General features: G+C 68.3%; 26 protein-coding genes, 1 tRNA gene and 2 pseudogenes. 14 read left to right on the top strand and 15 right to left on the bottom strand.

Going from position 1 to position 22,850, the window contains the following annotated elements; genetic code table 11:
* Positions 1-153: 153 nt before the first annotated feature.
* Genes FE633_RS41225 through FE633_RS41205 form a run of 5 tightly spaced genes read right to left on the bottom strand, consistent with a single transcriptional unit; the run spans position 154 to position 6,865 of the window.
* The gene (locus tag FE633_RS41225) at positions 154-1,089 is read right to left on the bottom strand and encodes a dihydrodipicolinate synthase family protein (RefSeq protein WP_138050293.1); all 936 of its coding nucleotides are present in this window, start codon (positions 1,087-1,089) and stop codon (positions 154-156) included.
* Positions 1,086-2,252, bottom strand: coding sequence for an oligopeptide/dipeptide ABC transporter ATP-binding protein (locus FE633_RS41220; protein WP_138050292.1), 1,167 nt, complete (start codon positions 2,250-2,252; stop codon positions 1,086-1,088). The genes FE633_RS41225 and FE633_RS41220 overlap by 4 nt, the downstream gene beginning before the upstream one ends.
* Positions 2,249-4,258, bottom strand: a complete 2,010-nt coding sequence (locus FE633_RS41215; RefSeq protein ID WP_138050308.1) for a dipeptide/oligopeptide/nickel ABC transporter permease/ATP-binding protein — start codon at positions 4,256-4,258, stop codon at positions 2,249-2,251. The genes FE633_RS41220 and FE633_RS41215 overlap by 4 nt, the downstream gene beginning before the upstream one ends.
* Before the next feature lie 5 nt (positions 4,259-4,263).
* On the bottom strand, positions 4,264-5,226 hold the full coding sequence (locus FE633_RS41210; protein ID WP_138050291.1) for an ABC transporter permease: 963 nt from the start codon (positions 5,224-5,226) through the stop codon (positions 4,264-4,266).
* A gap of 10 nt (positions 5,227-5,236) precedes the next feature.
* The gene (locus FE633_RS41205) at positions 5,237-6,865 is read right to left on the bottom strand and encodes an ABC transporter substrate-binding protein (protein WP_138050290.1); all 1,629 of its coding nucleotides are present in this window, start codon (positions 6,863-6,865) and stop codon (positions 5,237-5,239) included.
* Between the two features lie 250 nt (positions 6,866-7,115).
* Between FE633_RS41205 and FE633_RS41200 the strand changes: the two genes are divergently transcribed.
* On the top strand, positions 7,116-7,592 hold the full coding sequence (locus FE633_RS41200; protein WP_425473300.1) for a protein-tyrosine phosphatase family protein: 477 nt from the start codon (positions 7,116-7,118) through the stop codon (positions 7,590-7,592).
* Positions 7,593-7,598: 6 nt separating this feature from the next.
* Here the strand turns inward: FE633_RS41200 and FE633_RS41195 are convergent, their stop codons facing one another.
* Both FE633_RS41195 and FE633_RS41190 read right to left on the bottom strand, forming a co-directional pair.
* Positions 7,599-8,264: a hypothetical protein gene (locus tag FE633_RS41195; protein ID WP_138050289.1), complete on the bottom strand. Its 666-nt coding sequence runs from the start codon at positions 8,262-8,264 to the stop codon at positions 7,599-7,601.
* A gap of 143 nt (positions 8,265-8,407) precedes the next feature.
* Positions 8,408-10,414, bottom strand: a complete 2,007-nt coding sequence (locus tag FE633_RS41190) for a hypothetical protein (protein WP_138050288.1) — start codon at positions 10,412-10,414, stop codon at positions 8,408-8,410.
* Positions 10,415-10,697: 283 nt separating this feature from the next.
* Between FE633_RS41190 and FE633_RS48945 the strand changes: the two are divergent.
* From FE633_RS48945 to FE633_RS41175, 3 genes and pseudogenes are all read left to right on the top strand, one after another.
* Positions 10,698-10,895, top strand: a pseudogene (locus tag FE633_RS48945) (GNAT family N-acetyltransferase); the annotation flags it as partial.
* Positions 10,896-10,990: 95 nt separating this feature from the next.
* Positions 10,991-11,371: a type II toxin-antitoxin system RelE/ParE family toxin gene (locus FE633_RS41180; RefSeq protein WP_138050287.1), complete on the top strand. Its 381-nt coding sequence runs from the start codon at positions 10,991-10,993 to the stop codon at positions 11,369-11,371.
* A 92-nt stretch (positions 11,372-11,463) separates the two neighbouring features.
* On the top strand, positions 11,464-11,691 hold the full coding sequence (locus tag FE633_RS41175; protein ID WP_246114060.1) for a helix-turn-helix domain-containing protein: 228 nt from the start codon (positions 11,464-11,466) through the stop codon (positions 11,689-11,691).
* 76 nt (positions 11,692-11,767) lie between these two features.
* Here FE633_RS41175 and FE633_RS41170 read toward each other — a convergent pair whose 3' ends face one another.
* From FE633_RS41170 to FE633_RS41160, 3 genes are read right to left on the bottom strand one after another with little or no spacing between them, the layout of a single operon-like run.
* The gene (locus FE633_RS41170) at positions 11,768-13,063 is read right to left on the bottom strand and encodes an RNA polymerase sigma factor (RefSeq protein WP_212747339.1); all 1,296 of its coding nucleotides are present in this window, start codon (positions 13,061-13,063) and stop codon (positions 11,768-11,770) included.
* Between the two features lie 42 nt (positions 13,064-13,105).
* The gene (locus tag FE633_RS41165) at positions 13,106-13,477 is read right to left on the bottom strand and encodes a YciI family protein (RefSeq protein ID WP_138050285.1); all 372 of its coding nucleotides are present in this window, start codon (positions 13,475-13,477) and stop codon (positions 13,106-13,108) included.
* Between the two features lie 59 nt (positions 13,478-13,536).
* On the bottom strand, positions 13,537-14,256 hold the full coding sequence (locus tag FE633_RS41160; RefSeq protein WP_138050284.1) for a DUF998 domain-containing protein: 720 nt from the start codon (positions 14,254-14,256) through the stop codon (positions 13,537-13,539).
* 234 nt (positions 14,257-14,490) lie between these two features.
* On the opposite strand from FE633_RS41160, the gene FE633_RS41155 reads away from it, so the two are divergent.
* Positions 14,491-15,642, top strand: coding sequence for a glycoside hydrolase family 113 protein (locus FE633_RS41155; protein WP_138050283.1), 1,152 nt, complete (start codon positions 14,491-14,493; stop codon positions 15,640-15,642).
* Here FE633_RS41155 and FE633_RS49925 read toward each other — a convergent pair.
* A complete protein-coding gene (locus FE633_RS49925) occupies positions 15,621-15,860 on the bottom strand; it encodes a VOC family protein (RefSeq protein WP_425473299.1) in 240 nt (79 codons plus the stop codon). The two genes, FE633_RS41155 and FE633_RS49925, sit on opposite strands and share 22 nt — an antisense overlap.
* Positions 15,861-15,891: 31 nt before the next feature.
* Between FE633_RS49925 and FE633_RS41150 the strand changes: the two are divergent.
* Positions 15,892-16,071 (top strand): annotated as a pseudogene (locus tag FE633_RS41150) (IS5/IS1182 family transposase); the annotation flags it as partial.
* Here the strand turns inward: FE633_RS41150 and FE633_RS41145 are convergent.
* A complete protein-coding gene (locus FE633_RS41145) occupies positions 16,018-16,452 on the bottom strand; it encodes a VOC family protein (RefSeq protein ID WP_138050282.1) in 435 nt (144 codons plus the stop codon). The pseudogene FE633_RS41150 and the gene FE633_RS41145 sit on opposite strands and share 54 nt — an antisense overlap.
* A 243-nt stretch (positions 16,453-16,695) precedes the next feature.
* Here FE633_RS41145 and FE633_RS41140 point away from each other — a divergent pair.
* Positions 16,696-16,771 (top strand) — tRNA-Trp (locus FE633_RS41140).
* A 62-nt stretch (positions 16,772-16,833) separates the two neighbouring features.
* Here FE633_RS41140 and FE633_RS41135 read toward each other — a convergent pair.
* Positions 16,834-17,406 carry a class I SAM-dependent methyltransferase gene (locus FE633_RS41135; protein ID WP_246114059.1) on the bottom strand — a complete coding sequence of 191 codons (573 nt, stop codon included), beginning with the start codon at positions 17,404-17,406 and terminating at the stop codon, positions 16,834-16,836.
* Positions 17,407-17,461: 55 nt separating this feature from the next.
* On the opposite strand from FE633_RS41135, the gene FE633_RS41130 reads away from it, so the two are divergent.
* Positions 17,462-18,220 (top strand): AraC family transcriptional regulator, encoded by a 759-nt coding sequence (locus FE633_RS41130; RefSeq protein ID WP_138050280.1) that lies wholly within the window; start codon positions 17,462-17,464, stop codon positions 18,218-18,220.
* A gap of 125 nt (positions 18,221-18,345) precedes the next feature.
* Positions 18,346-18,717 (top strand): hypothetical protein, encoded by a 372-nt coding sequence (locus FE633_RS41125; RefSeq protein ID WP_138050279.1) that lies wholly within the window; start codon positions 18,346-18,348, stop codon positions 18,715-18,717.
* On the opposite strand, the gene FE633_RS41120 is transcribed toward FE633_RS41125, so the two are convergent.
* Both FE633_RS41120 and FE633_RS41115 read right to left on the bottom strand, forming a co-directional pair.
* Positions 18,665-18,901 carry a DUF397 domain-containing protein gene (locus FE633_RS41120; RefSeq protein WP_138050278.1) on the bottom strand — a complete coding sequence of 79 codons (237 nt, stop codon included), beginning with the start codon at positions 18,899-18,901 and terminating at the stop codon, positions 18,665-18,667. The genes FE633_RS41125 and FE633_RS41120 overlap by 53 nt on opposite strands.
* Positions 18,883-19,716, bottom strand: coding sequence for a helix-turn-helix domain-containing protein (locus FE633_RS41115; protein ID WP_138050277.1), 834 nt, complete (start codon positions 19,714-19,716; stop codon positions 18,883-18,885). Before FE633_RS41115 ends, FE633_RS41120 begins: the two co-directional genes overlap by 19 nt.
* A 114-nt stretch (positions 19,717-19,830) precedes the next feature.
* On the opposite strand from FE633_RS41115, the gene FE633_RS41110 reads away from it, so the two are divergent.
* The 5 genes from FE633_RS41110 to FE633_RS41090 all read left to right on the top strand — a co-directional run bounded on the left by FE633_RS41110 (position 19,831) and on the right by FE633_RS41090 (position 22,713).
* The gene (locus FE633_RS41110) at positions 19,831-20,058 is read left to right on the top strand and encodes a hypothetical protein (RefSeq protein WP_138050276.1); all 228 of its coding nucleotides are present in this window, start codon (positions 19,831-19,833) and stop codon (positions 20,056-20,058) included.
* Positions 20,055-20,282, top strand: coding sequence for a hypothetical protein (locus FE633_RS41105; protein WP_119106345.1), 228 nt, complete (start codon positions 20,055-20,057; stop codon positions 20,280-20,282). Before FE633_RS41110 ends, FE633_RS41105 begins: the two co-directional genes overlap by 4 nt.
* 80 nt (positions 20,283-20,362) lie before the next feature.
* Positions 20,363-20,989 carry a DUF1266 domain-containing protein gene (locus FE633_RS41100; protein ID WP_138050275.1) on the top strand — a complete coding sequence of 209 codons (627 nt, stop codon included), beginning with the start codon at positions 20,363-20,365 and terminating at the stop codon, positions 20,987-20,989.
* 75 nt (positions 20,990-21,064) lie between these two features.
* A complete protein-coding gene (gene recO, locus FE633_RS41095; protein WP_138050274.1) occupies positions 21,065-21,811 on the top strand; it encodes a DNA repair protein RecO in 747 nt (248 codons plus the stop codon).
* 50 nt (positions 21,812-21,861) lie between these two features.
* The gene (locus FE633_RS41090; RefSeq protein ID WP_138050273.1) at positions 21,862-22,713 is read left to right on the top strand and encodes an isoprenyl transferase; all 852 of its coding nucleotides are present in this window, start codon (positions 21,862-21,864) and stop codon (positions 22,711-22,713) included.
* The last annotated feature ends 137 nt before the right edge of the window (positions 22,714-22,850 follow it).

Genomic DNA, 22,850 nt, shown 5'->3' with positions numbered 1-22,850 from the left:
AGAGAGAACCCGGCTTCCGTGTGCGGATTCGATCATTCCGTATGACGCAGGGTCAAGGTCCTGCGGGCCTTGTGTGCGAAGCTGTAATGCTGGGTTTGCTTGCGGGAGAAGGCAGTTCTGCTCGGCCGGTCCCGCGACGGACTGATCTACCCCTCAGAGCAGCCCGGCCCCGGCGAGGTACTTGCCCACCCGTTCCACCTCGTCCGGTGACAGAGGTACCTGGGGTTCCGCCGTTACCGGGCAGTCAATCACCCCCCGGAGACGCAGCGCCGCCTTGAACGCCCCGAGCGCCGACGAACTCCCGCCCATCCGCCCCGGATCCCCCACCCGCACCATTCCGAACAACGCGCACAAACGCTCCTGCTCCGCCCGAGCCCCCTCCCAGTCCCCCTCCCGGCACAACCGGTACAGCCGCACATACCCCGCGGGATCCACGTTCCCCAGCCCGGGCACGGCCCCGTCCGCACCCATCGCCAACGCGGTGTCGACCACCAGCTCGGACCCCGTCAGCACACTGAACCCGGAGACGGCGGGACGCGTACGCGCACCCATCACGACGGCCCGGAACCCGCCCGCGTCCCCGCTGGAGTCCTTCAGCCCGGCCAGCACCCCGTCCGCGGCGAGCTCCAGCACCAGCTCCGCCCCGAGCTTGGAGTGGACGGACTGGGGAAGGTCGTACGCGAAGACCGGTACTGGGGACCGCGAGGCGATCAGCCGGAAGTGACGGTCGATCTCCGCCGGATGCGTACCGGTGTAGAAGGGCGCGGTGACGACCACCGCGTCGGCGCCTCCCTCCGTGACGTACCGGACGTGGTCGAGTACCCGAGGCGTCGTCATGTCGATGGCCCCGGCGAGGACGGGGAGCTGACCGGCGACGTGACCGACGACAGTGTCGACCACGAGTCTGCGGTGACGATCCGTCAAATACGCCGCCTCGGACGAGGATCCGAGCACGAACAGCCCGTGCACCCCGGCCTCCACCAGATGATCGACGAGCCTGATGAGCGAGGGTACGTCCACCTCGCGGTCCGGTGTCAGCGGAGTGCAGACGGGCGGGACGACACCGGCCAACGGGGCGGGAAGGGTCATTGAGGCTCCTCTGATCGCTTCAGCACCGGAACAGTGGCGACAGCCTGCGCGACGAGGTCACGTGTCGACTGTCCGTCCTCCACAGGATGGTGGCACCGGAAGCGATGCCCGGGCCTCGACACGGCCGCGTCCGCATCCGAGCTCGCGCCCGAGCTCGTTCCCGTTCCCGCGTCCGCGCCCGGGTCTGCGCTCGCGCCCGCCTCGGCGCTCGCGTCCACGAACCCCGGCATGACTTCGGCGCACAGGTCGTCGGCCTTCCAGCACCGCGTACGGAACGGGCATCCGCTCGGCGGCCGCGTGGCCGACGGCACCGGTCCCACCAGCGGAATCGGGTCGATCGGATCGAGAAGCCCGGGTGTCGCGGAGAAGAGCGCGCGGGTGTACGGGTGCCGGGCCCGGTCGGTGACCTCGTCGGCCGGGGACTCCTCGACGATACGGCCGAGGTACATGGTGATGACGCGGTCGCTCATCCTGCGCACCGTCTGGATGTCGTGCGAGACGAAGACGAGGGACAGACCCAGCCGCTCCTTCAGGTCCAGCAGCAGGTTCAGGATCTGGGCGCGGACCGACACGTCCAGCGCGCTCGTCGGCTCGTCCGCGACCACCAACTCCGGGTCGAGCGCCAAAGCCCGTGCGATGGCCACGCGTTGCCGCTGGCCGCCGGACAGCTGCCCGGGAAGCGCTTCGGCCAGTACGCGCGGCAGTCCGACGAGGGACATCAGCTCCCGGACCCGATCCTCCCGCTGCCGGACCGCCCCCCGCTTGTGCACGTCGAGCGGGTCCCGCAGGATCTGCCGTACCGTCAGCCGCCGGTTCAGGGCTGTCGACGGGTCCTGGAAGATCATGCCGGTGCTGCCGCCGACCGCCGTACGCCGCTCGGCCGGCTTCATCGTCCACAGGTCGCGGCCGCGGAAGGACACGGTCCCGGAGGTCGGCCGCTGCACACCCACCAGTACTTTGGCGAGCGTCGACTTCCCGCAGCCGGACTCGCCGACGACGCCCACCGTCTCGCCGGGCGCGAGGGTGAGGTCGGCGCCGGTGAGGGCGTACACACGATCGCGCGCGAACAGACCGCCGGTGCGCGCCTTGTGGACGACGTGGGTGTCCGACAGGGCGACAAGAGGGGCAGGGGTGGCAGGGCGGGGAGGGAGGGGAGGGGTCACTGCACGGCCTCGCTTCCCGTCGGCTCGGTCGTGGGCAGCGCGATCGCCGGATGGTGGCAGGCGACCTCGTGGCGGCGGTGCGGGCCCGCCAGCCGGGGCGCTGTCGTGCGGCACACCCCGGTCGCCATCGGGCACCGGTCGGCGAACCGGCAGCCCGCCGGGAAATCGGCCGGCGAGGGGACGACGCCCTTGATCTGCGTCATCCGCTCGGACGCCGACTCCAGGGAGAGGACGCTGCCGAGCAGCCCGCGCGTGTAGTGGTGGGAGGGCGACTCCACCAGGTCCGCCGTCACCCCCGTCTCCACGATCTGGCCGCCGTACATCACGACGACCCGGTCGGTGACATCCGCGACGAGCGCGAGGTCGTGCGAGACGAGGATCAGCGCGAAGTCGAGCTCCTCGCGCAGCCGCAGCAGCAGTTCGATGATCTGTGCCTGGACGGTGACGTCGAGGGCGGTCGTCGGTTCGTCGGCGACGATCAGCTTGGGGCTCCGGGAGAGCGCCATGGCGATGAGGACGCGCTGGCGCTGGCCGCCGGACAGCTCGTGCGGATAGCTGCGCAGGGTGCGGTCAGGGTCGAGGCCGACCAGTTCCAGGAGTTCGGCTCCGGTGCGGGTGCCGCCCCGCCGTAGCACCTGCCCCAGCTGGGCGCGGATCGTCATCGCCGGGTTGAGGGACGACAGGGCGTCCTGGTAGATCATCGCCATCTCGTGGCCGAGGAGCCTGCGGCGTACGCGCATCGGTTCGCCGACCAACTGCCGCTGGCTGAAACGCACATGGCCGCGCACCCGGGCTCCTTTCGGCTCCAGGCCCATCACCGCGAGCGCGGTCAGCGACTTGCCGCAGCCCGACTCGCCGACCAGGCCCAGGACCTCACCGGGCTGCACCTCGAAACTGATCCCGTCGACGATGTCCACGCCCCCGTGCCGGGCGTCGAAACCGATGGCCAGGTTCTCGACGCTGAGGACGGGGCGGCCCTCGGGGAGGGGACGGGCCCGTGTCCGCAGCCGCTGGGCCGCCTCCGTCAGCCCCGGCAGTTCCAGCACCTTCCCGCTGCCCGGCTCGGGGGCTTCGAGACGGTCCTCCTCCAGCGCCGTGCGCGTCGCCTCGACGTCCCGCGCGGCCGGTGCGGCCCACGCGTCCGACACGCCCTCCGAGAGGACGTTCAGCGACAGCACGGTGATCAGCATCAGCAGCCCCGGGAAGACGGTCGCCCACCAGCCCCCGGTCAGCACCATGTTCTTGCCGTCCGCGATGACACTGCCCCAGGACGGGTCCGGCGGCCGGACGCCCGCCCCGATGAACGACAGCGAGGCCTCGAAGACGATGGCCTCGGCGACCTGCACCGTGCAGAACACCAGTACCGGAGCGGCGCAGTTGACGGCGACGTGCCTCAGCACGATGTGCGGCGTGCGCGCACCGATGACCCGTTCCGCGGTCACATAGTCCTCGCCGTACTGGTCCATCACATTGGCCCGTACTACCCGCGCGATCGGCGGCGTGTAGAGGAACGCGATGGCACAGATCAGGACCGGGATACCGCCGCCGAACACCGCGACGAGCACCGCCGCGAGCGCGATGCCCGGGAACGCCATGACGACGTCCAGGCAGCGCATCAGCGTCTCGTCGACCGCCTTGCGGGAGGTCGCCGCGACGGCGCCGAGGAGCGCTCCGCAGACGAGCGCGAGCCCGGTCGCGCCCAGACCGATCGCCAGCGACCAGCGGGCCCCGTACATCAGCCGACTGAGGATGTCGCGGCCCAGGCTGTCCTGGCCCATCCAGTGCTCGCCCGAGGGTGCGCCCTCGCCGTTGCCGTTGTCGACCAGAGGTGCCTGGTCGAGCGGGTCGTACGGGGCGATCAGCGGCGCGAGCAGGGCCGTCAGGACGACGATCCCGATGACGACGACGGCGATCCGCGAGATCACCGGAAGCCGGGTGAACCCGCGCAGCCGGATGCCGGGACGGGAGAGGGCGCCGGCCTTCCGCGCACGCGACACCGGCCTCATGTGCCTCATGCCTCGGCACCCCTCAGGCGCGGGTTGACCAGCAGATGGAGGATGTCGAGGACAAGGTTCACGATCACGAACCCGAAGGCGGTCGTCAGCACGACGCCCTGCACGACGGCCGGATCGCCGTTCTTCACGGCGTCGATCATCAGCTTCCCCATCCCCGGCAGCGAGAAGATCGTCTCGATGACGACCGCGCCGCCGAGCAGATAGCCGACGCGTAGCCCCAGCACGGTCAGCGGGTTGATCAGCGCGTTGCGCAGGACGTTCCGGCCGACCACGACCACCGGCGGCAGACCGCTGCCGATGGCCGTCCGTACGTAGTCCCGGTCCAACTCCTCGACCACGGCCGTCCGTACGATCCGCGTGAGCTGCGCGGCGACCGGCAGCGACAGTGCGAACGCGGGCAGCGTCATGGTCTTCAGCCAGCCGCTGAGCGAGTCACCCGGGTTGATGTAACCGCTGGTCGGGAACCAGCCGAGATCCACCGCCAGGTACTGGATCATCAGCAGCGCCAGCCAGAAGCCGGGCGCCGCGACACCGGTCAGCGAGACGACCCTGATCAGCTGGTCGGGCAGCCGGTCCCGGTAGATCGCGGCCGTGACCCCTCCGACCAGGGCCAGCACCACCGCGATGCCGAGCCCCATGAAGGTCAGCTGCAGGGTGAGCGGCAGCGCCGTGGTCACCTGCTCGACGACCGGCGCCCTGGTCAGCGCGCTCACACCCATGTCGCCCCGGACCAGATCCCCGACGAAGTCGGCGTAGCGCACCGGGAGCGGGTCGAGCAGCCCGTTGCGCTCCCGGAAGTCGTGCAGCTGCTGCTCGGTGGGGTTCGCGCCCTGGAAGTACGCGGAGGCCGGATCGCTGTCCGAGAACCGCATCACGAGGAACACGAACAGGATGATCCCGAGCATCAGCGGTACGAGCAGGGCGAGGCGGCGGGCCAGAATCCTGGCGATCGCGACCAACGAGGTCTCCCTACGCCCACTTGGCCTGGAGCAGATTGATTCCGGGATACGGCTGCGGCCGGATTCCGGTGATCTCCCGTGCGTCCCAGGCGGTCATGAGCTCGTTGTGGACGACCGGATAGATCACCGCGTTCTCCGCGACGATGTCGATGTATTCCTGCGTCATCCGTTTCTTCGTCTCGGCGTCGGACTCGCGTGTGGCCTTGTCCATGCGCTTGAAGAGATCCTTCGCAACGGAGCTGCCGATCCAACGGGCATACCGCATCCAGGTGTTGTCGGGTCCGTAGTTGTAATGCATGATCAGATCGGCGTCGCGGCCGAACTGGTTCGGATTCGAGGCCGCCGCGACGACCTGGAAATCCTGCTTCTGGTCGAGCTTCGTGAAGAGCGCGGCGGTTTCCTGGGGTTCTAGCGTCGTCTTCACGCCGATGGCGTCCCACGAGGCCTTGATGGTCGGCAGACAGTCCATGATCCAGCTCACGTTGACCGCCATCAGCTTGATCGTCAGCCCGCTGACCCCGGCCTCCTTCAGCAGGTCGTGGGCCCGGTCCGGATCGTGGTCGTAGACCGTCTTCGCCTTCCGGTACGTCGGATTTCCCTCGTTGAGAAACGACGTCGCCGGCGTCCCATGACCACGCAGCGCGGCCTGGATCATCTTCTCCTTGTCGATCGCGTAATGCAGCGCCTGCCGTACCCGCACGTCGTCGAAGGGTTTGTGGGCGGTGTTGAAGAGCAGGAAGAGGTGGTTCATTCCGGCCCCGCCCTCGACCTTCAGTCCGCCCTTTTTCAGTTGGGAGATATTGGCGTACGGGATGTTGTCGGCCAGCTGCGCGCCCGCACTCGCACCCGATATCTTCGCGACGCGTGGCGCGGCGTCCACGATCGACAACCAGTTCATCTTCCGGAAGGCGGCCTTGCGCGGGCCGTTGTAGTCGGCGAAGGCCTCGAACGAGGTGTTGGACTTCGGATGGTGCGCGGTCTGCCGATACGGCCCCGAGCCGACCGCCTTCCCCTTCGTCGCGTCATCCAGCGCGCCCGCCTTCGCGAAGACGTGCTTCGGCATGATCTTGGCGAGAGTCAGCCGCTGGGCCCCGTCCGGGAACGGGAACTTGAGCACAAGCTCCACCGACCGCTCGTCGACCTTCCTCACCTCCTTCAGCCAGGACGCGAAGAAGTTCTTGGCGAGCGTCGCCGTCTTGGGATCCAGGACGCGCTCGTAGGTGAAGACGACATCGTCGGCGGTGACGGGCTGCCCGTCGTGCCACTTCGCGCCCTCCCGCAGCGTGAACTTCCAGGTGGTCGCCTGGAGATCCGGCGGAACCTCGGTCGCGAGGGCCGCGTACGGCTCACGGCTGATCGGATCGGTGTCCAGTAACCCCTCGTAGATGTGGTGATTGGCGGCCATCGAGAAGGCCGAGGCCGTGATCAGCGGGTCCCAGCTCTGGTCGTTGCCGTAGCCGATCACCGCCGTGAGCGTCCGGTCGGCGCCCTTGCCGCCGTCTCCCGTCTCGTTGGTGGACTCCGGGCCCGACGAACAGGCGGAGAGCGTCGAGCTGATCGCGGCGGAGGCGCCCAGCGCGCCGGAGTACTTCAGGAACGACCGGCGGTGCGGGGCCGGTGCGGTGGTCGCGTCGCGCACGGTTCCTCCATCGATCCAACGATCCAACGATGCAAACGATCCAATGAGGAGTGGGAGATACGACGTCCTACGTCATAGGTGGCAGCGTGACCATAAGAGGGGGTGTGGGGGTGGTCAAGGGATCGCGCACGAATGCCGTTTCTGCCAGAGGTGCAACCAATGTCGTTTTGAGCCAAGGGAGTTGATGTACGGCAGACTGGCGGGCGTCGCCCTGAGATGCGTGGGGCGGGCGGGGAATCGAGGAGGCTTGGTGAGCGAGAACGGGGCGGGCGGTTCCGGGGGGAACGGCGACGGCACCTGGGACGAGGACACGGCCGGCGTACTGCGGCTGCCGTCCGGGCGGCTGGTGAGGGGGAGGGGCTTGCGGCGACCGCTCGCCGCTTCGGCCCCCACTCCGACGTACGCCGTCCACCTGCTCGGCACACAACCACCGGAAGTCCCGTGGGAGACCCGCTGGATCCGCTGGCCGGACTTCTGGCTGCCCCGCGACCGCGCGTACGCCCGCGAGGTGCTGACCGAGGCGTGGAACCGGGCCTCGACCGCCGGTGAACGCGTCGAGATCGCCTGCGGGGGCGGCCGCGGACGTACGGGAACGGCCCTGGCCTGCCTCGCGGTCCTGGACGGCGTACCGCCCGACGAGGCGGTGGACTTCGTACGCCGGAACTACGACCGCCACGCGGTGGAGACGCCGTGGCAGCGGAGATATGTGCGAGGGTTCGCGGAGTAAGCGCGGCTACTCGTCGAACCACACGACAAGGCGCACGTGTTGCTCACCGTGCACCCCGGCGAGGGTGCGCATGACACTCCACACCGGCTCCCATGAGCTGTCGCCGTCCTTGTGGTTGCCGTCTCCGCCCGCGGGTGGTGGTACGGCGTCCCGGCGGCGCGCCCGCTCGGCCCGAAAGACGGTGTTGCCGACGTGCCACTCGGTTCCCTCGTCCCAGAGCTCACTGATCCGGCCGGGGTCGGTCGTCAGCGTGTCGACACCACTGGCCCGGGCGAAACCACGGCTCCACACCGACCGGTGGACGAGCTCGAGCCGCTGATCGGGCAACCGCCGGTACCGGGCGATGTCGGTCGCACGCGGGAGCGCGGGCTCGTCCCAGTCGATGGCGAGCACTTCGTCCCAGCCGAGCCAGGTGACCCCGAACGCCGCGCCGCCCCAGCTCTCCAGCTCGGCCACGGTGCGGGCGGCGGCATCCGCCGGAAGCCCGCGATCCGCGGCGATCGGCTCCCAACGCCCCCAACTCCGCACCCCGAAGAGGCAGTCGAAGGCCGGGTAGTCCCTGGTCGTCCCCAGCACCGACAGGGAGATGGCGGACTGCCAGGCACTCTCGCCGGGCGCGAGCCCGGGCCCCCAGGCGCGGCACTCGACGTAGCCGTGGATGTCGGTCCCCATCAGGGATCCAGCGAGGGGACGCTCGGCTTCAGCCGAGGGGAATCACTTCTCTCAACTGCTTTGACCTCGACAACACTCTGCACGGATCTGCACTATGCCTCGTTGGTGGGCCTGACCTCAATGCTGCCGGCGGCCGGGCAGTTTCATGGCCGGTGCCGCGCGTGAGGGGGCTTCGCCTGGACCGTGAAAGGGCCGGTCTGAGCGGTGGCGGTCCGGATGCCGGAGGACGTCACCACCTGGAGGTGGCACCGCTCGCCGGCCGGCAGCGTGGACAGATCCACGTCGTAGCTCTGTCCGGAGAGGTCCACAGCGATGCCACGCCAGGTGGTGCCGCCGTCGTTGCTGTAGCGGATCGCGTGGCGCAGTTCCGTTCGGGGCGGTGCTGCCGCGGTCCACTCCAGGCGGGCCGTCCCGGGATCGCCGGCACTGAGGACGAGTCCGCTGATCGTGACCCGGGGAGCAGTCCGTTCCAGTACATGAGTGTGCACCTCGTCCTGGCCGCGCCTGAACACCAGCGAATGCGCTGTCTCGTCCCAGGGCAGCACCTCGTGGAAGTCTGTGTCCTCATCATCGAGCCACGAGTGAGGGCCGAGTCGGCACCGTACGGACGACAGCGTCCGGCCCTTCGCGTTGCGCAGTTCACAGGTCACGTCGGACGGTTCACCGCCCGTGGGCTGCATTTCGCCTGCGGGCAAGTGGAAGCCGTGAAAGAGCTGCACGGTGCCGTCGCGGTGCAGCCGGAAGCTGAGCACAAGTTGCTCCCGCATGGAGGCGCGCCCTTCGGACAGGGTCGGCTGCACGGCAGCCCGGGTGCCGATGAACGTGGTGCGTAGCCCCATGTAGGTGTAGGGCGATACCCATGCCGGCTCGCACCAGCTCATGAAGTCGGACGTGAGGGCAGGGTCGTGGACCTGGAAGCTTCCGATGTCCAGGCCGAATTCTCCGATGCTTCCCAACGGCAGACCGGGATAATCGGGGTAGTCGGGGTCCCTGGAGGTGATGTTGGCCGGGCAGGGGGCATGGTCGCGGTCGAAGGAGTGGCCAAGTTCCTGAGCCATGGTGATGCCGTCCCCGTTGAAGCCGACGGCTGCGCCGACAAGGCCGCAACCTATGACGCCCGCACTCGGCACGCCATGGGGGAGCAGGCCCATGTAGACGTCCGTCGTGCCGCTGAGCATGCGGAGAGTCCACAGTCGGCCTATGAGCTCGTTCCAGCCCTGCGTGCAGCCGCCACCGGTGGCCAGGGTGAGGTTGCCGGCGAAGTTGTGCACGGTGAAGCCGGTGTAGTTGAAGCCGGAAATCGGATACATGCGGACGACTTTGCTGAGGGTGTCGGCGACGTCCGCGTCTGTGGGGGCGGGGATGTCGAGGCCGAGCCCGGTGTAGTGCAGCAGCACGGCGTGAACCCGCGGCCGGGGGACCGCGGTGAAGGTGAGCGTGAACGTGGTCTCGTCCTCGAATCCCACGACGCCTTGATGCGCCGGATCGAAGACGCGAACTCGGCAGGTCTTCGTCCCTGAGCAAAGGGTCGGCGATATCCAGAAGTTGAGGGAGTCCCCGGATGCGCCGCGGCTGATGTCCGGTCCGGGCAGAGCCCTCGCCGTATTGCTCGGATCGAGCACAGTGCCGTCCAGAACCAACTCACCGGAGACCCGGGTGAGGGGAGGCGTCCCGGAGGCGCTGTTCACGTACACCCGGAGCACCAGGGGTTTGCCCTCCACAAGAGGGACGGAGTTGTCCTGGGCGGTGCTGGTGCCTTGGCCGTTGATGTTGAAGAACTGCGTCGCCTGCGTTCGCTCGACGCCGACAATCCCTATGCGGCGGGCCACTGCTGTCACTTGGGTGGTGGCCTCTACAGCCCATTGAGGATGCCAGGCCGTTGCCGTGATGGTGTGTGTGCCCGGGGAGGTGAGCTGAATACCGGTCTCCCACCTCTTCCAGGTGGGGTGGTTCCTGGTGGCCGTCCGCTCGGCACCGTCGTCGACGCGGACACGGACCGAACTGGGTGGTTGCTCGGCCACGAAGGTGCCGTTCGGCTTGATCAACTGGCCAGGGATCGTGTGTCCAGCCACCGGCAGCGACTCGCCTGTGACCACCAGGGTGCCTGACTTCGGACTATTGATCGTGATCTCGCCAGGTTCTGACGGCATGTCGCCACCTCACGCCTCACCGCGACAGGGAAGGAAGAGTGCACCCTACTGACGTGGGCTTGGCTGCCTGGCCGTTGTCGGCCGTGACGTCAGAGTCCGGAGCGGATCGGGACGACCGCATGGGGTGCATCAGATGCCAGGCGGCCTCGGGGGAGAGGCTTGAGGTTGCCCGAAAACGTACGAGGGGTGAGCTGTTACGCCGTAGTAGCTCACCCCTCGTAGGCTGGAAAAGCAGTCAGCTGACGATGACGGGCTGGTTCGGGTAGAGCTTCGCGGCCTCCCTTCGATACGCACAGTCGGCGCACGGTTCGAGGGCGTGCTGCGGAACTGGTCCCCGTCGTGGGCACCGGGCGAGGACGGTCAGCTCCGCGACTCCGCCATCTTCTCGATCACCGCCACGGAATGGCCGGCCTGTCGTTCCGGCCTGCAAGAGAGAGTGGCGGGGATTCTGGACCGTCGGTCGGGTGCTGGGCGACGGTAGGCGTCCTGACCCGGATGGGTGAGGTTGCGGTGTTCGGGCTTGCATCACCATCTTCGAGATGTTTAGTGAATGCTAAACTCCCGGAAGGAACGAAGGTGGAAGAGCAGTGGGTTGTTTACCTCACCGACGAGGTGGATCAATGGCTGAACGAGCTGGAAAAGATCGATCCGGATTCGTACATCCTCGTCAACCAGGCGATCTGGATCCTTGCCTGTCATGGTCCTGCGGAAGGGCGCCCCTTGGTTGACCGCATCAAAGGATCGGCTCTGCACAATCTCAAGGAGCTGCGTCCCGGTTCGGCGGGCCGGAGCGAGGTGCGGCTCCTGTTCATGTTCGACCCATGGCGCTCCGCGATCCTGCTGGTAGCCGGAGACAAGGCCGGGAACTGGAACGGCTGGTACGACGAGGCGATCCCGCTGGCCGAGCTCCGGTACGCGGAGTACGTGGCTGATCGGAAGAAGGAGTCGGGGAAGTGAGCGGAGAAGTCAGGTGGTCGGCCAGTGGACACCGTGAGCGGGCCGAGGAACTGGCGGGAGGGCGGGACGCATTCTTGGAGGGTGCTCAGCGCATGCTCGCCGAGGCCCGTGCATGGCGGCTGGTCGACATGCGCCAGGAACGTGGCTACACCCAGGCGCAGGTGGCTGAACGCATGGGCGTGAGCAAGGGCCGTGTCTCTCAGATCGAGAGCGGGCAGGTCTCCGGAACGGACGTCGTGGCCCGGTACATCGAGGCGCTGGGCGGGAGTCTGGTCATGGTTGCGGTCTTTGACGACGGCGAACTGCGCAAGGTCGGGTGACCGGGGCCATGCGTGCCGGACCCGCAACCGATTGCGGGTGAGTGCCCGGCTCCCGCGCGGACATGTCGGCCGGGCTCTATTCCGGCTGTCGGCCGGGGGTGTTCGCGCGGGTGAGGAAGAGGGTGCGCTCGGCCTTGTTGTGCGTGAGTTCTGCGGCTCGGGTGAACTCCGCTCGCGCCTCGTCATGTCGGCCCATCCGGGCCAGCAAGTCTCCACGTACCGCGGGGAGTTGTGGATAGCTCTTGAGTGCCCGCTCCCCGGTCAGCTCGTCGACGAGGGCCAGGCCTCGTTCCGGGCCGTCCGCCATGCCCACCGCGACGGCCCGGTTGAGCAGGATCACGGGAGACGGCTGGATGTAGGCAAGTACCTCGTACAGAGCGGCGATGCGCGGCCAGTCGGTCTCTTCCGCGGAGTGGCCCCGGGCATGGCAGGCGGCGATCGCGGCCTGCAGTGTGTACGGGCCGCCGCCCAGCGACTCGGCATGGTCGAGGGCATCGAGGCCGCGGCGGATGAGGAGCCGGTCCCACAGCCGGCGGTCCTGATCGAGCAGGAGTACGGGCTGCCTGGAGGCGTCGGTGCGGGCCGGCAGGCGGGAGGCGTGCAGCTCCATGAGGGCCACCAAGCCGTGCACCTCTGCCTCGTTCGGGAGCAGAGTCACCAGGATGCGGCCGAGCCGCAGCGCCTCCTGGCACAGTTCGGGGCGCACCCAGTCCTCGCCGTCCGACGCGGAATAGCCCTCGTTGAAGATCAGGTAGATGACCCCCAGGACCGAGGACAGCCGGTCGGCCGTCTCATCCGGAGTGGGCATCTCGAACTGGACGCCGGCGTCGGCCAGCGCGCGTTTGGCCCGCACGATGCGCTGGGCGGCGGTGGGTTCCGGGATGAGGAAGGCCCTCGCGATCTCCCCGGTGGTCAGTCCGCCCAGCAGCCGGAGGGTCAGCGCCGTCTTCGCCTCGGTGGACAGGACCGGGTGGGCCGCCGTGAACATCAGGCGGAGCAGATCGTCGCCGATGTGGTCGTCGAGAGCCGCGTCCAGCTCCGCCTCCGCGTGCTCCTGCCGGACCTCCGCATCGCGGCCGAGCAGGCCGAGCTTGGTGGCGTACCGCTCCTGGCGCCGCAGCAGGTCGATCGCGCGATGCTTGGCGGTCGCCATCAGCCACGGGCCCGGGTCATCGGGAATGCCGGTTCTCGGCCATTGCTCGAGCGCGATGACGAAGGCGTCCTGCGCGAGCTCTTCGGCCAGACCGACGTCGCGTACGAGCCGGGCGAGGCCCGCGATCAGCCGGGCCGACTCGATCCGCCAGACCGCTTCCACGGCCCGGTGGGTCGCGCGGAAGGAGTCTTCGGGGTGGGTTGGATCGGCCGCTGCCACGCCGCCGATCCAACCACCCGCGCGCTAGGCGGGCGAGGTCTGCTAGGCGGGCGAGGCGAAGTCCTCGGGTCCCATCACCTTCAGGACCTCAGCGTCCCCTTCCCAGCCCGGCCACAGGTCCCGGTGCAACTGCATGAACCGCGAAGTCCACTCGACGACCTCCTCCTTGGTACGCACCTCGTAGAGCGCGTAGCTGATGATCTCCTTCGCCTCGGCGAACGGGCCGTCGGTCACGGTCAGCTTCCCCTCCGACAGACTGACGCGGGAGCCCATCGCGCTCGGCGCCAGGCCGGCGGTGTCCAGCAGGCTGCCGGCATTGGTCGCGTCCTCGCCGAGCTTCATGATCGCTTCCATCAGCTCGGGCGGGGGCGGGGTGGTCGGGCGGGCGGCCTTGAGCAGAGCCAGGTATCGCATCATTCGGACCTTTCCGGTGTGGTGGGGAGCGGTGAGGTGAGGTGAGGTGCGGTGGGGAGCTACGCGGTCACCTCGCGTGGGGCGCGGCCGTTGAAGTGCATCGAGGTCATCGACAGCCACGCCCAGGCCAGCAGAATGGCCGCCGTGAACGTCAGGTTCGCCCAGACGCGTCCGCCACTGGCGGCGAGCGCCATGAACGTCGTCAGGAACACCACCCCGGTGGTGCGCGAGAACATCGCCCATCCTCGCAGGCCGGCGCCCGCGAAACGGTGCGCCAGTACGAAGCACGCCGCGACGAGGCAGACGAAGCCGACGCCTCCCGACACGAAATGCAGCATGCCGTGCCAGCTGGTCGAGGTGCCCGCGTCGGGGGTACCGGGAGGAAAGCCCAGCGCGGGGTCGGCGCGGAAGACTCCGGCTGCCACCATGCTCAGCCCGTAGACCGACAGCAGCCGGGGCGCCCAGGTGCTCCCTCTGCCCGCGTCCGTGCCCGTGCCCGTGGCACCTTGGGCCGGCGCGCCGCGCAGCCCGGCCGCACCGGCGACGACCAGCAGACCCGTCAGCATCAGATTGGTCATCTGGATCCAGCCCAGGCTGCCGTTGGCGAGCAGGCTCCACGCGTGCCGTGTCGGATCGAAGCCGTCCCGCGTCCACGCCTGGGTCAGTGACACCACGACGTAGAACGGCCCGGCGACGATGCCGCAGGCCAGCAGGCTCCTGCGGGTTCGCGTGGCCGCTTTCGCCGTGTTCTCCGTACTCACCGTATTCGTCTGGGACATCGTCCCTGTTCCCTTCGAACTGGAGGGCCGGCGTATCGGCCCTTCTACTGGGAGCTCGAACGGGAAGACCGGGATTCGACACGGCCCACCAAGATTTTTTCGGACCGGACCGGACCGGACCGGACCGGACCGGGCCGGACCGCGCGGAGCCCAGCCCGGAGTTCATACCTTGGTAGCGCTGTCGTCGACCATCGGCGGACAGCCAAGAGCCCCTCGGCTCAACAGACTTGCGGTATGGAGAAGACCAAGGGGAAAACGGGGATCAGCCGGGCGCGCTTCATGGCCGGGGCGGCGGCCGTCGGGGGCGCGGTGGCGGCCGGGGGCTTCCCGGCCCCGGCGTCGGCGTCGGCAGCCGTGGAGGAGCCGCGGCGTGGGCTGAAGCATCGGGGGGTCGTCTACACCGTGGGCGAGGGGGAGACACCCGGGACCGCATGGAGTGCGCGGAGGATGCGGGAGGACGTCCGGGCGATCGGGGAGGAGCTGCACGCCGACTCCGTCGAGGTCACCGGCGACGGGGTCGAGAGGCTCAACGCCACGGCGTCGGAGGTGGCGGAACGGGGGCTGCATGTGTGGTTGCAGCCGACACTGGGGGATGTGCCGCAGCAGGAGATTCTCGAACATCTGGCGGAGAGCGGGCGGCACGGGGAGCGGCTGCGGCGGCAGGGCGCGCAGGTCACGCTCGCCGTCGGGTGTGAGTTCTGGCTGTTCGTGCCGGGGATCCTGCCGGGGGACGACGTCCGCGAGCGGATCGAGAACCTGCAGAAGGGGAACTACGACCCGGTGCAGATGAAGAAGCGGCTGGCCCGGTTCACCGCGAAGGCGGCGGCGGTCGGGCGCTCCGTCTTCCACGGCAGGCTCAGCTACGCCGCCGCGCAGGACGAGCGGCTCGAGAAGGTCGACTGGGGGCTGTTCGACATCGTCGGGATCGACTACTACTCGTACCTGCCCCGACGGGCCGACTACGTACGGGAGTTGAGCAAGTACCTGCGCTGGGGAAAGCCCCTGGCCATCACCGAGTTCGGCACCTGCACCTTCAAGGGCGCCCCTGAGGCGGGCGGCATGGGCTGGGACATCGTCGATTACAGCAAGAATCCACCCCAGATCAAGGGCAACCAGGTCCGCAGCGAGCGGACACAGGCCGCGTACCTCACCGATCTCCTCGACGTATTCGAGTCGATGAACCTGCACGCGGCCATGACGTTCGAGTTCGTCAGCGCGGACGCTCCGCACCGCCCCGACAATCCGCTGTACGACCTCGACATGGCGGCCTACGCCATCGTCAAGGCCATCAAGGACCGGCCCGACGACCCGAACTCCGACTGGCACTGGGAGCCGAAGGAGGCCTTCCAAGCGGTGGCCCGGCACTATGGCCGGGCCACCTGCTGAGGCGCCCGTCGCAGCCGGCACTCAGCCGCCCAGGATGGCCCCGAACTGCGGATAGCCGGCCGTCGAGACGCCCACCCGCGGCCCCCAGTCGCAGGGCTGTCCGGCCCGCGGTCGGGATCACTCCCAGCAAAGGCATAGCCGTCGAGCGCGGTCAGCCAGAACCTCGCCCCACGGTCGGGATCCGCGCAGTCGAACACGATGTGCAGCTCGAACGCCATGAGTCCGAGCTTACGTGTGTGATCACGGCGCGGCGCGAAGGCCGCCGTCGGCCGGACCACGGTCATCGCGGACGGCTGCTACCGGGGCACCGGCCTGGTCATCCCGCACCGCCGCGAACGCGGCCAGACCGATCTGCCTGCATGGAAGGAGGACTGCTCAGTCGAGACAGAACTCGTTGCCCTCGATGTCCTGCATCAGGATGCACGACTCGTTGTCGTCATCGGCAAGCAGCGTTCGTACGTGTACCGCACCGAGCGCGACCAGTCGTGCGCATTCGGCCTCCAGTGTGGCGAGGCGCTCTTCACCCACGAGTCCGGTGCCGGCCCGCACGTCGAGATGTACCCGATTCTTGACGATCTTCCCTTCGGGAACGCGCTGGAAGAGCAGGCGCGGGCCCACACCCGAGGGATCACTGCATGCGAAGTAGATGACCTGATCCTCCGGCGGCAGCGAGCGATGGTAGTCCTCCCAAGTGGCAAACCGCTCCGGGATCGGCGGTACGACGTACCCCAACACCTCGCACCAGAAACCGGCGAGGCGCGCAGGTTCTGCGCAGTCGAAGGTGACTTGGAACTGCTTGATCGCTGACATCGGCGCACCATAGCAGGGGGACTCTGTTGCTCATCTCCCGGCGTGCATACGCATGTTGACGGGAGGACAGCCCCTGCTGGCCGCTGCCGTGTCGTGAGGTCGCAGGGAGAAAAGCATGACGATTACGACGGCCACCGGACTACTGCGCTGATCCAGCGCTACTTCCGCGACGCCGCTTGCTCTGAGAAGACGGAAAACCCTTGGAGATGGACCTGTTGGTCATGCCAAGCTGCCACCCATCGAAGGGGTGTAGCTCAGAGGCCAGAGCGCCGGTCTCCAAAACCGGATGCCGCAGGTTCGACTCCTGCCGCCCCTGCCACTGATCACGGCGGCTCCGTCAGGGCCTCCGCCGCATCCCCCTGCGTGGACGGACTGAGAGACTCAGGCGCGGTGGGCGCGGAAGCGGACGGCCCCGGACTTCGGGTGCCGGTCCAGTGACACGTCCGTGAAGCCCGCCTTCGCCAGGCGTTCCGGCAGTCCGGCTGGATCCACCGTGTTCATCGTGTCGCGGAAGTGGAGCACACGGAAACCGAAGCTCGGCTGGCTGTCGCAGCCCGCGAACACGCCGCCGGGGCGCAGCACGCGGTACGCCTCCGCGAAGATCCGGTCCTGATGGGCGGCGGTCGGTACGTGGTGGAGCATCACGAAGCAGACGACGGAGGAGAAACTCTCGCCCGGCACCGGGACCGCCGCGCCGTCCGCGTGGAGGATGCGGGCCCGGTCTCCCCACTTACGCTCCAGCAGGGCCGCGGTGGCCTTGTCGATCTCCACGGCGGTGACACGGGGGACCTGTTCGACCAGTACGCGCAGATTGGCGCCGTAACCCGGACCGATCTCCAGTACGTCGTCGCCGAGGCGTACGTCTTCCAGGGCCCAGGGGAGGATGAGGTCCCTCGTCATCCGGGCCCATTTCTCGGAACTGCACAGCTTGCGGTGTGCACGGTTCATCGGCATGAGGCGACGGTAGGGGCGACTCCACCGTGTCTGACACGGGCTACGCTGCCATCCCATGTCGCCAGACGGACAGCCGGCCGCCGCCGCCGCGATCTTCGTCGGGCACTTCACGATGCCGCGCGGGACCACCTTCACCACGCACTGGCATACGTTCCACCAACTGGCCTGGTCCGCCAAGGGGTTGCTCCGGCTCCGCAGCGAACAGGGGGCCTGGCTGCTGCCGCCCTCGCTCGCCCTGTGGATCCCCGCCGGGCTGCCCCACACGACGGAGGCGGCGGGCGACACCGTCATGCGCAGCCCGTACGTCGATCCCGCGAGCTGCCCGCACATCGACTGGACCGAGCCGACGGTCGTGTCCGTCGGTCCCCTCCTACAGGCGCTCATCGACCATCTCGTCCGCACCGACCTGGCCCCGGAGGCCCGGTCGCGCGCGGAGGCCGTGCTCCTCGACGTGCTGCACCCCGTCCCGGTCACCAGCGTCTCGGTGACCGAGCCCCGCGACCCGCGCGCCCGTACGGTGGCCAGGGCCCTCGCCGCCGACCCCGCGGACGGGCGTCCCCTGTCGGCTTGGGGAGCCGAAGTCGGCGCGAGCGGCCGCACGTTGGCCCGGCTCTTCGTCACCGAGACGGGCCTGGCCTTCGGCCAGTGGCGCGAGCAACTGCGCATGCAGGCCGCGATGCCGTTCCTCGCCGAGGGTCTGCCGCTCGAGTCCGTAGCCCGCCGCGTCGGCTACGCCTCCGCCAGCTCCTTCGTCGCCGCGTTCCGCCGGATCGTGGGCCTGACGCCGAGGCAGTACTTCCCGGTCCGCGACTGACAGGTCGACAGCGTCTCGTAGGAACGGGATGGTCGACGGAATCAGTCGTTTCGGCGCAGAATGGGGCGATGGGCGCGGGGGTACCAGCCTGTGCCGCTGGACCCACAGGGCAGGGGGAGGCGGGCGTGGGGGACGCCGAGATACGGAATGCGGAGCTCCATCGGAAGCTCCTGGACCGGGCCGGGAAGTGGAAGGAGCGCGGTATTGGGCTGCTGATCCTCGCCGCGCTCATGTGGGGCTACGTGGCCTGGCAGTTGCTCATGCCCAGCGGCGCCTTCTCGGGCGGTGGAGGCTGCTACGGCCTCCTCTTCGAGAAGCACACGTACGGCGATGGCAGCGTCGCTCGCTGCGCCGTCGAGCGTCCCTGGCCCCGCCTGCTCGGTGTGCTCGGCCTCTCCGTGCCCGTATCCATCGTGGGAGCGGTCCTCTACACGAAGGGGTCGGTCAGCATGCTCCTGAGCCATCACGCCATGGCCCTGACGGGTGGGCGACGCTAGCACCGACGAAGGCGGCCCAGGCGCCCGCGGCGAACATGAGAACGGGGCCGTCCGGGACCTTGCTGTCCCGTACGGGGACGATGCCGGGGACTCCGTCGGCTACCTCGATGCAGTCTTCCCCGCCGCTGCCACCGCTGAAGCTGCTCTTGCGCCAGCGGGCGTTGCTCAGGTCGTACTCGCGCATCGTCTGTAGTCCTCCGCCACCGACTCGATCAGGGCCAGGGACGCCTCAGGCGACAGCGCGGCGGCCCTGAGGAGATCGTAAGACGCCTGCGCCCGCTTCACCACCACCGGATCGTCCAGCAGATTCCCCGAAAACACCGCCTCTGTATAGACAGTTGGTGGGGCGTCTTCGAAGTCCATCAGCTTCATCATCTTGCCCATCTCCCGATGTGCCCCGGCCGAGAAGGGGAGTACCTGCACCAGCGTCTTGCGCTCGCGCATCATCTGGGCGATGTGGTCCAGTTGCGTGGCCATCGAGGCAGGGCCGCCGACCGGCACGCGCAGTGCCGTTTCGTGCAGGATTGCCCAATACACGGGCCGTGTGGCGTCCTTGAGGAGCAGGGTGCGGTCCATGCGCAGCCTGACCATCTCCTCGATGTACTCGTCGGCAGCGAGCGGGTTGCTCGCCAGGTAGATCGCGCGTGCGTACTCGGGGGTCTGGAGGAGCCCCGGAACGACCGCGGGCGCGTACTCGCAGATCTCCGTCGCCAGCCGCTCAAGCTCGGCAGCGTGCGTGAAGTACTCCGCGTATCGCTCCTCCTTGATGAGCTTTCGCCAAAGCCTTTCGAAAAAACCGTCGGTTTGTAGGAGCCCATCGATCCTCTGCGCCACATCCAACTGTGGTTTCCGAATGGCCTGTTCGAATTGCCCAATGTAGCCGCCCGACACAAAAACGCGAGAACCCAACTCCGCCTGAGTGAAACCGGCCTCCTCGCGCCGCCGTTTCAGCTCGGTTCCGAAGAACTCCCAAGCCGCCTGCCGCGAACCATTGGCCATGGCCAACCCCCTTGTACTGCACGAACGTTGCTGAGCGTAGAGGTCTTCCGAGTCTAAGCGGCGGTCGCCAACCTGGAGATGAAAAGAGTGAAACCCAAAAGAAAGGGGACCACCGTGAGGGCAGCCCAGGAAGCGCGCGGCGCACAACACTCGACGGCTTGCGTCGAGGAGGCGGAGGAGACGGTGAAAGAGTTGCGCGGAGCACTCGAAAACGCAGGAATCATGTTGCCGACACTCCGGATCGACCCGGCAACTTTGGCGCGCGAGGCGCCCTGCCCGCTCGTGGAATTGGGCCGGTGCTCCGTCGAGACGGCGGCCCGGCTCGCGGCGGTGATCGGATGAAGTCGTCGAGGAAGCCGCCGATCGGGACGTACGCGGTCGACACGACAACAGGGACGGTGGGTGTGGTGATGGGGCACGAGGGACCGTACGTACAACTCAGACCGTACGGCGGCGGCCGCGAGTGGGACTGCGAACCGGGCGCGCTCCGTACGGCCACCCCGGCGGAACGACTCAGCGCGGCGACGGCGTACGCGAACGCACGCAGCCGCGGCGAGGTCCCTTGACCGAGTCCCTCGACTTGGGATGAGGAGTAGCCGCGTAGGCGTGATGGCCAGGTGAACGGTGTGACGTAGGGTGCTGGCGCATGGCGATATGGAACTCGATGCGTCACCTTCGCAAGCCGAAGACGGCGCGCAAGTACCCCGTTCCGCTCACCATGCACCAGCTCTGGATGGTGTCGCTGAGCGCGCCGGTGAACCGGGACCGGGATGCCTCGCGGACGACCCTGTACCCGTTCACCCGCATCGACGACGAGAAGGCCCGGCGGTGGCTGGCCGACCAGTGGGAGATCACCTCGCGTGACGCGCTGGCAGGCCGGCTCGACGGCCTCGCGCGGACCGGTTACCGCGTACGGGCGCGGCAGCGGCTCGGCTTCGAGCCGCTGGCGTGGGACGCCGGACTCTACGTGGACATCTCCCGCCGGGGCTTCGCGTGCGGCCTGCTGAGCGAGGCCGAGGCGTGGACCGCGCTCAAGAACATCGTGCCGGCGGTGGTGCGGACGTACGGCTCATGGAAGGAGTACGCCGAGCACTACATGCTGGGGCGGATGGTCTGGCGCGACAACCTCCGGCGCACCCGGGAGACGGGCCTGCCCGCCCCGCAGGAAGCGGCCGACGCGCATCTGCAGTCCCTCCTGGACCCGACGAACAAGTCGAGCCCCTGGAACATGGCTCCCTGGGAAGCGATCAGCGAACCCGATCAGGCACGCTGACTCCCCGTACGGTGGTTGCCTCCCCGCGTGAGACGCGAGGCACGCCCGTCGACTCCGTACGCGAGAATGGACCCCATGAGTCTCTTCCGGGACGACGGCATCGTCCTGCGGACACAGAAGCTCGGTGAAGCCGACCGCATCATCACCCTGCTCACACGCGGCCACGGCCGCGTACGTGCCGTGGCCCGCGGAGTGCGACGTACGAAGTCGAAGTTCGGGGCGCGGCTCGAACCGTTCTCGCATGTGGACGTGCAGTTCTTCGCGCGCGGGAGCGAGCTGGTGGGGCGTGGGCTGCCGCTGTGCACGCAGAGCGAGACGATCGCTCCGTACGGTGGCGGGATCGTCGCGGACTACGCCCGCTACACCGCCGGGACGGTCATGCTGGAGACGGCCGAGCGGTTCACCGATCACGAGGGTGAGCCGGCCGTCCAGCAGTATCTGCTGCTCGTCGGTGGGCTGCGGACGCTGGCGCGCGGTGAGCACGAGCCGCATCTTGTCCTCGACGCCTTCCTGCTGCGTTCGCTCGCCGTCAACGGCTACGCGCCAAGCTTCAGTGACTGCGCGAAGTGTGGAATGGCCGGACCGAATAGGTTCTTCTCGGTCGCCGCGGGAGGTTCGGTGTGCGTGGACTGTCGGGTGCCCGGCAGCGTCGTACCCTCGGCGCAGGCCCTCGAACTGCTCGGCGCGCTGCTGACGGGGGACTGGGCCACGGCCGATGCCTGCGAGTCACGGTACGTCAGGGAGGGCAGTGGGCTGGTGTCGGCCTACCTGCACTGGCACCTGGAGCGTGGGCTGCGCTCACTGCGTTACGTAGAGAAATAGATCTTCGAGCACAGCCGAGATCTTCGAGAGTTGAGGGAGACGAGAAACACATGGTGGTACGCGGGATCCTGGGGCGCCAGCGCCGCGAGTACAAGAGGCCGGAGCCGCATCCGTCCGGTGCCCGCGCGCCCAAGCTTCCCGGTGAGCTGATCCCCAACCATGTGGCGTGCGTCATGGACGGGAACGGTCGCTGGGCCAAGGAGCGCGGTCTGCCGCGTACCGAGGGGCACCGGGTGGGTGAGGGCGTCGTGATGGACGTCCTCAAGGGTTGCCTGGAGCTGGGCGTCAAGAACCTCTCCCTGTACGCCTTCTCGACGGAGAACTGGAAGCGGTCGCCGGAGGAGGTCCGCTTCCTGATGAACTTCAACAAGGACGTCATCCGTCGGCGGCGGGACGAGATGGATGCGCTGGGTATTCGGATCCGCTGGGTCGGGCGTATGCCCAAGCTGTGGAAGTCGGTCGTGCAGGAGCTTCAGGTCGCGCAGGAGCAGACGAAGCGGAATGACGCGATGACGCTGTACTTCTGCGTCAACTATGGGGGGCGGGCGGAACTCGCCGACGCGGCGAAGGCGCTGGCCGCTGATGTCGCGGCCGGGAAGCTTGACCCGGACCGGGTGACCGAGAAGACGGTGCAGAAGTATCTGTACTACCCGGACATGCCGGACGTCGATCTCTTCCTGCGGCCGAGTGGTGAGCAGCGTACGTCCAACTACCTGATCTGGCAGTCGAGTTATGCGGAGATGGTGTTTCAGGACGTTCTGTGGCCGGACTTCGATCGGCGTGATCTGTGGCGTGCGTGCGTGGAGTACGCCCAGCGGGACCGGCGCTTCGGTGGTGCCGTGCCGAACGAGGAGCTGCTGGCCATGGAGAACGACATGAAGGGCCGCCCCGAAGGGGTTTGATCGCCCCCGCCGCCCCTACCCGTCCCATCCCGAACCTGGGGGCTCCGCCCCCAGCCCCCCGATCGGCCTGGGGCGCCTGGGGAGGGAGGGAAGGTTCGGGTGGATGGGCGAGCATCGGCCTGAACGGCCTCGGGCGC

Source organism: Streptomyces montanus (assembly GCF_005786655.1).
Taxonomy (GTDB): domain Bacteria; phylum Actinomycetota; class Actinomycetes; order Streptomycetales; family Streptomycetaceae; genus Streptomyces; species Streptomyces sporangiiformans.
This window is presented reverse-complemented; position numbering and strand designations above follow the sequence as displayed.

Excerpts from the sequence above, each read along its gene's own strand:
- FE633_RS41225 (WP_138050293.1), bottom strand. The coding sequence starts at position 1,089 with ATGACCCTTCCCGCCCCGTTGGCCGGTGTCGTCCCGCCCGTCTGCACT.
- FE633_RS41215 (WP_138050308.1), bottom strand. The coding sequence starts at position 4,258 with ATGAGGCCGGTGTCGCGTGCGCGGAAGGCCGGCGCCCTCTCCCGTCCC.
- FE633_RS41195 (WP_138050289.1), bottom strand. The coding sequence starts at position 8,264 with ATGGGGACCGACATCCACGGCTACGTCGAGTGCCGCGCCTGGGGGCCC.
- FE633_RS41190 (WP_138050288.1), bottom strand. The coding sequence starts at position 10,414 with ATGCCGTCAGAACCTGGCGAGATCACGATCAATAGTCCGAAGTCAGGC.
- FE633_RS41175 (WP_246114060.1), top strand. The coding sequence starts at position 11,464 with ATGCTCGCCGAGGCCCGTGCATGGCGGCTGGTCGACATGCGCCAGGAA.
- FE633_RS41165 (WP_138050285.1), bottom strand. The coding sequence starts at position 13,477 with ATGCGATACCTGGCTCTGCTCAAGGCCGCCCGCCCGACCACCCCGCCC.
- FE633_RS41160 (WP_138050284.1), bottom strand. The coding sequence starts at position 14,256 with ATGTCCCAGACGAATACGGTGAGTACGGAGAACACGGCGAAAGCGGCC.
- FE633_RS41155 (WP_138050283.1), top strand. The coding sequence starts at position 14,491 with ATGGAGAAGACCAAGGGGAAAACGGGGATCAGCCGGGCGCGCTTCATG.
- FE633_RS49925 (WP_425473299.1), bottom strand. The coding sequence starts at position 15,860 with ATGGCGTTCGAGCTGCACATCGTGTTCGACTGCGCGGATCCCGACCGT.
- FE633_RS41145 (WP_138050282.1), bottom strand. The coding sequence starts at position 16,452 with ATGTCAGCGATCAAGCAGTTCCAAGTCACCTTCGACTGCGCAGAACCT.
- FE633_RS41135 (WP_246114059.1), bottom strand. The coding sequence starts at position 17,406 with ATGCCGATGAACCGTGCACACCGCAAGCTGTGCAGTTCCGAGAAATGG.
- FE633_RS41130 (WP_138050280.1), top strand. The coding sequence starts at position 17,462 with ATGTCGCCAGACGGACAGCCGGCCGCCGCCGCCGCGATCTTCGTCGGG.
- FE633_RS41120 (WP_138050278.1), bottom strand. The coding sequence starts at position 18,901 with ATGCGCGAGTACGACCTGAGCAACGCCCGCTGGCGCAAGAGCAGCTTC.
- FE633_RS41115 (WP_138050277.1), bottom strand. The coding sequence starts at position 19,716 with ATGGCCAATGGTTCGCGGCAGGCGGCTTGGGAGTTCTTCGGAACCGAG.
- FE633_RS41105 (WP_119106345.1), top strand. The coding sequence starts at position 20,055 with ATGAAGTCGTCGAGGAAGCCGCCGATCGGGACGTACGCGGTCGACACG.
- FE633_RS41100 (WP_138050275.1), top strand. The coding sequence starts at position 20,363 with ATGGCGATATGGAACTCGATGCGTCACCTTCGCAAGCCGAAGACGGCG.
- recO (WP_138050274.1), top strand. The coding sequence starts at position 21,065 with ATGAGTCTCTTCCGGGACGACGGCATCGTCCTGCGGACACAGAAGCTC.
- FE633_RS41090 (WP_138050273.1), top strand. The coding sequence starts at position 21,862 with ATGGTGGTACGCGGGATCCTGGGGCGCCAGCGCCGCGAGTACAAGAGG.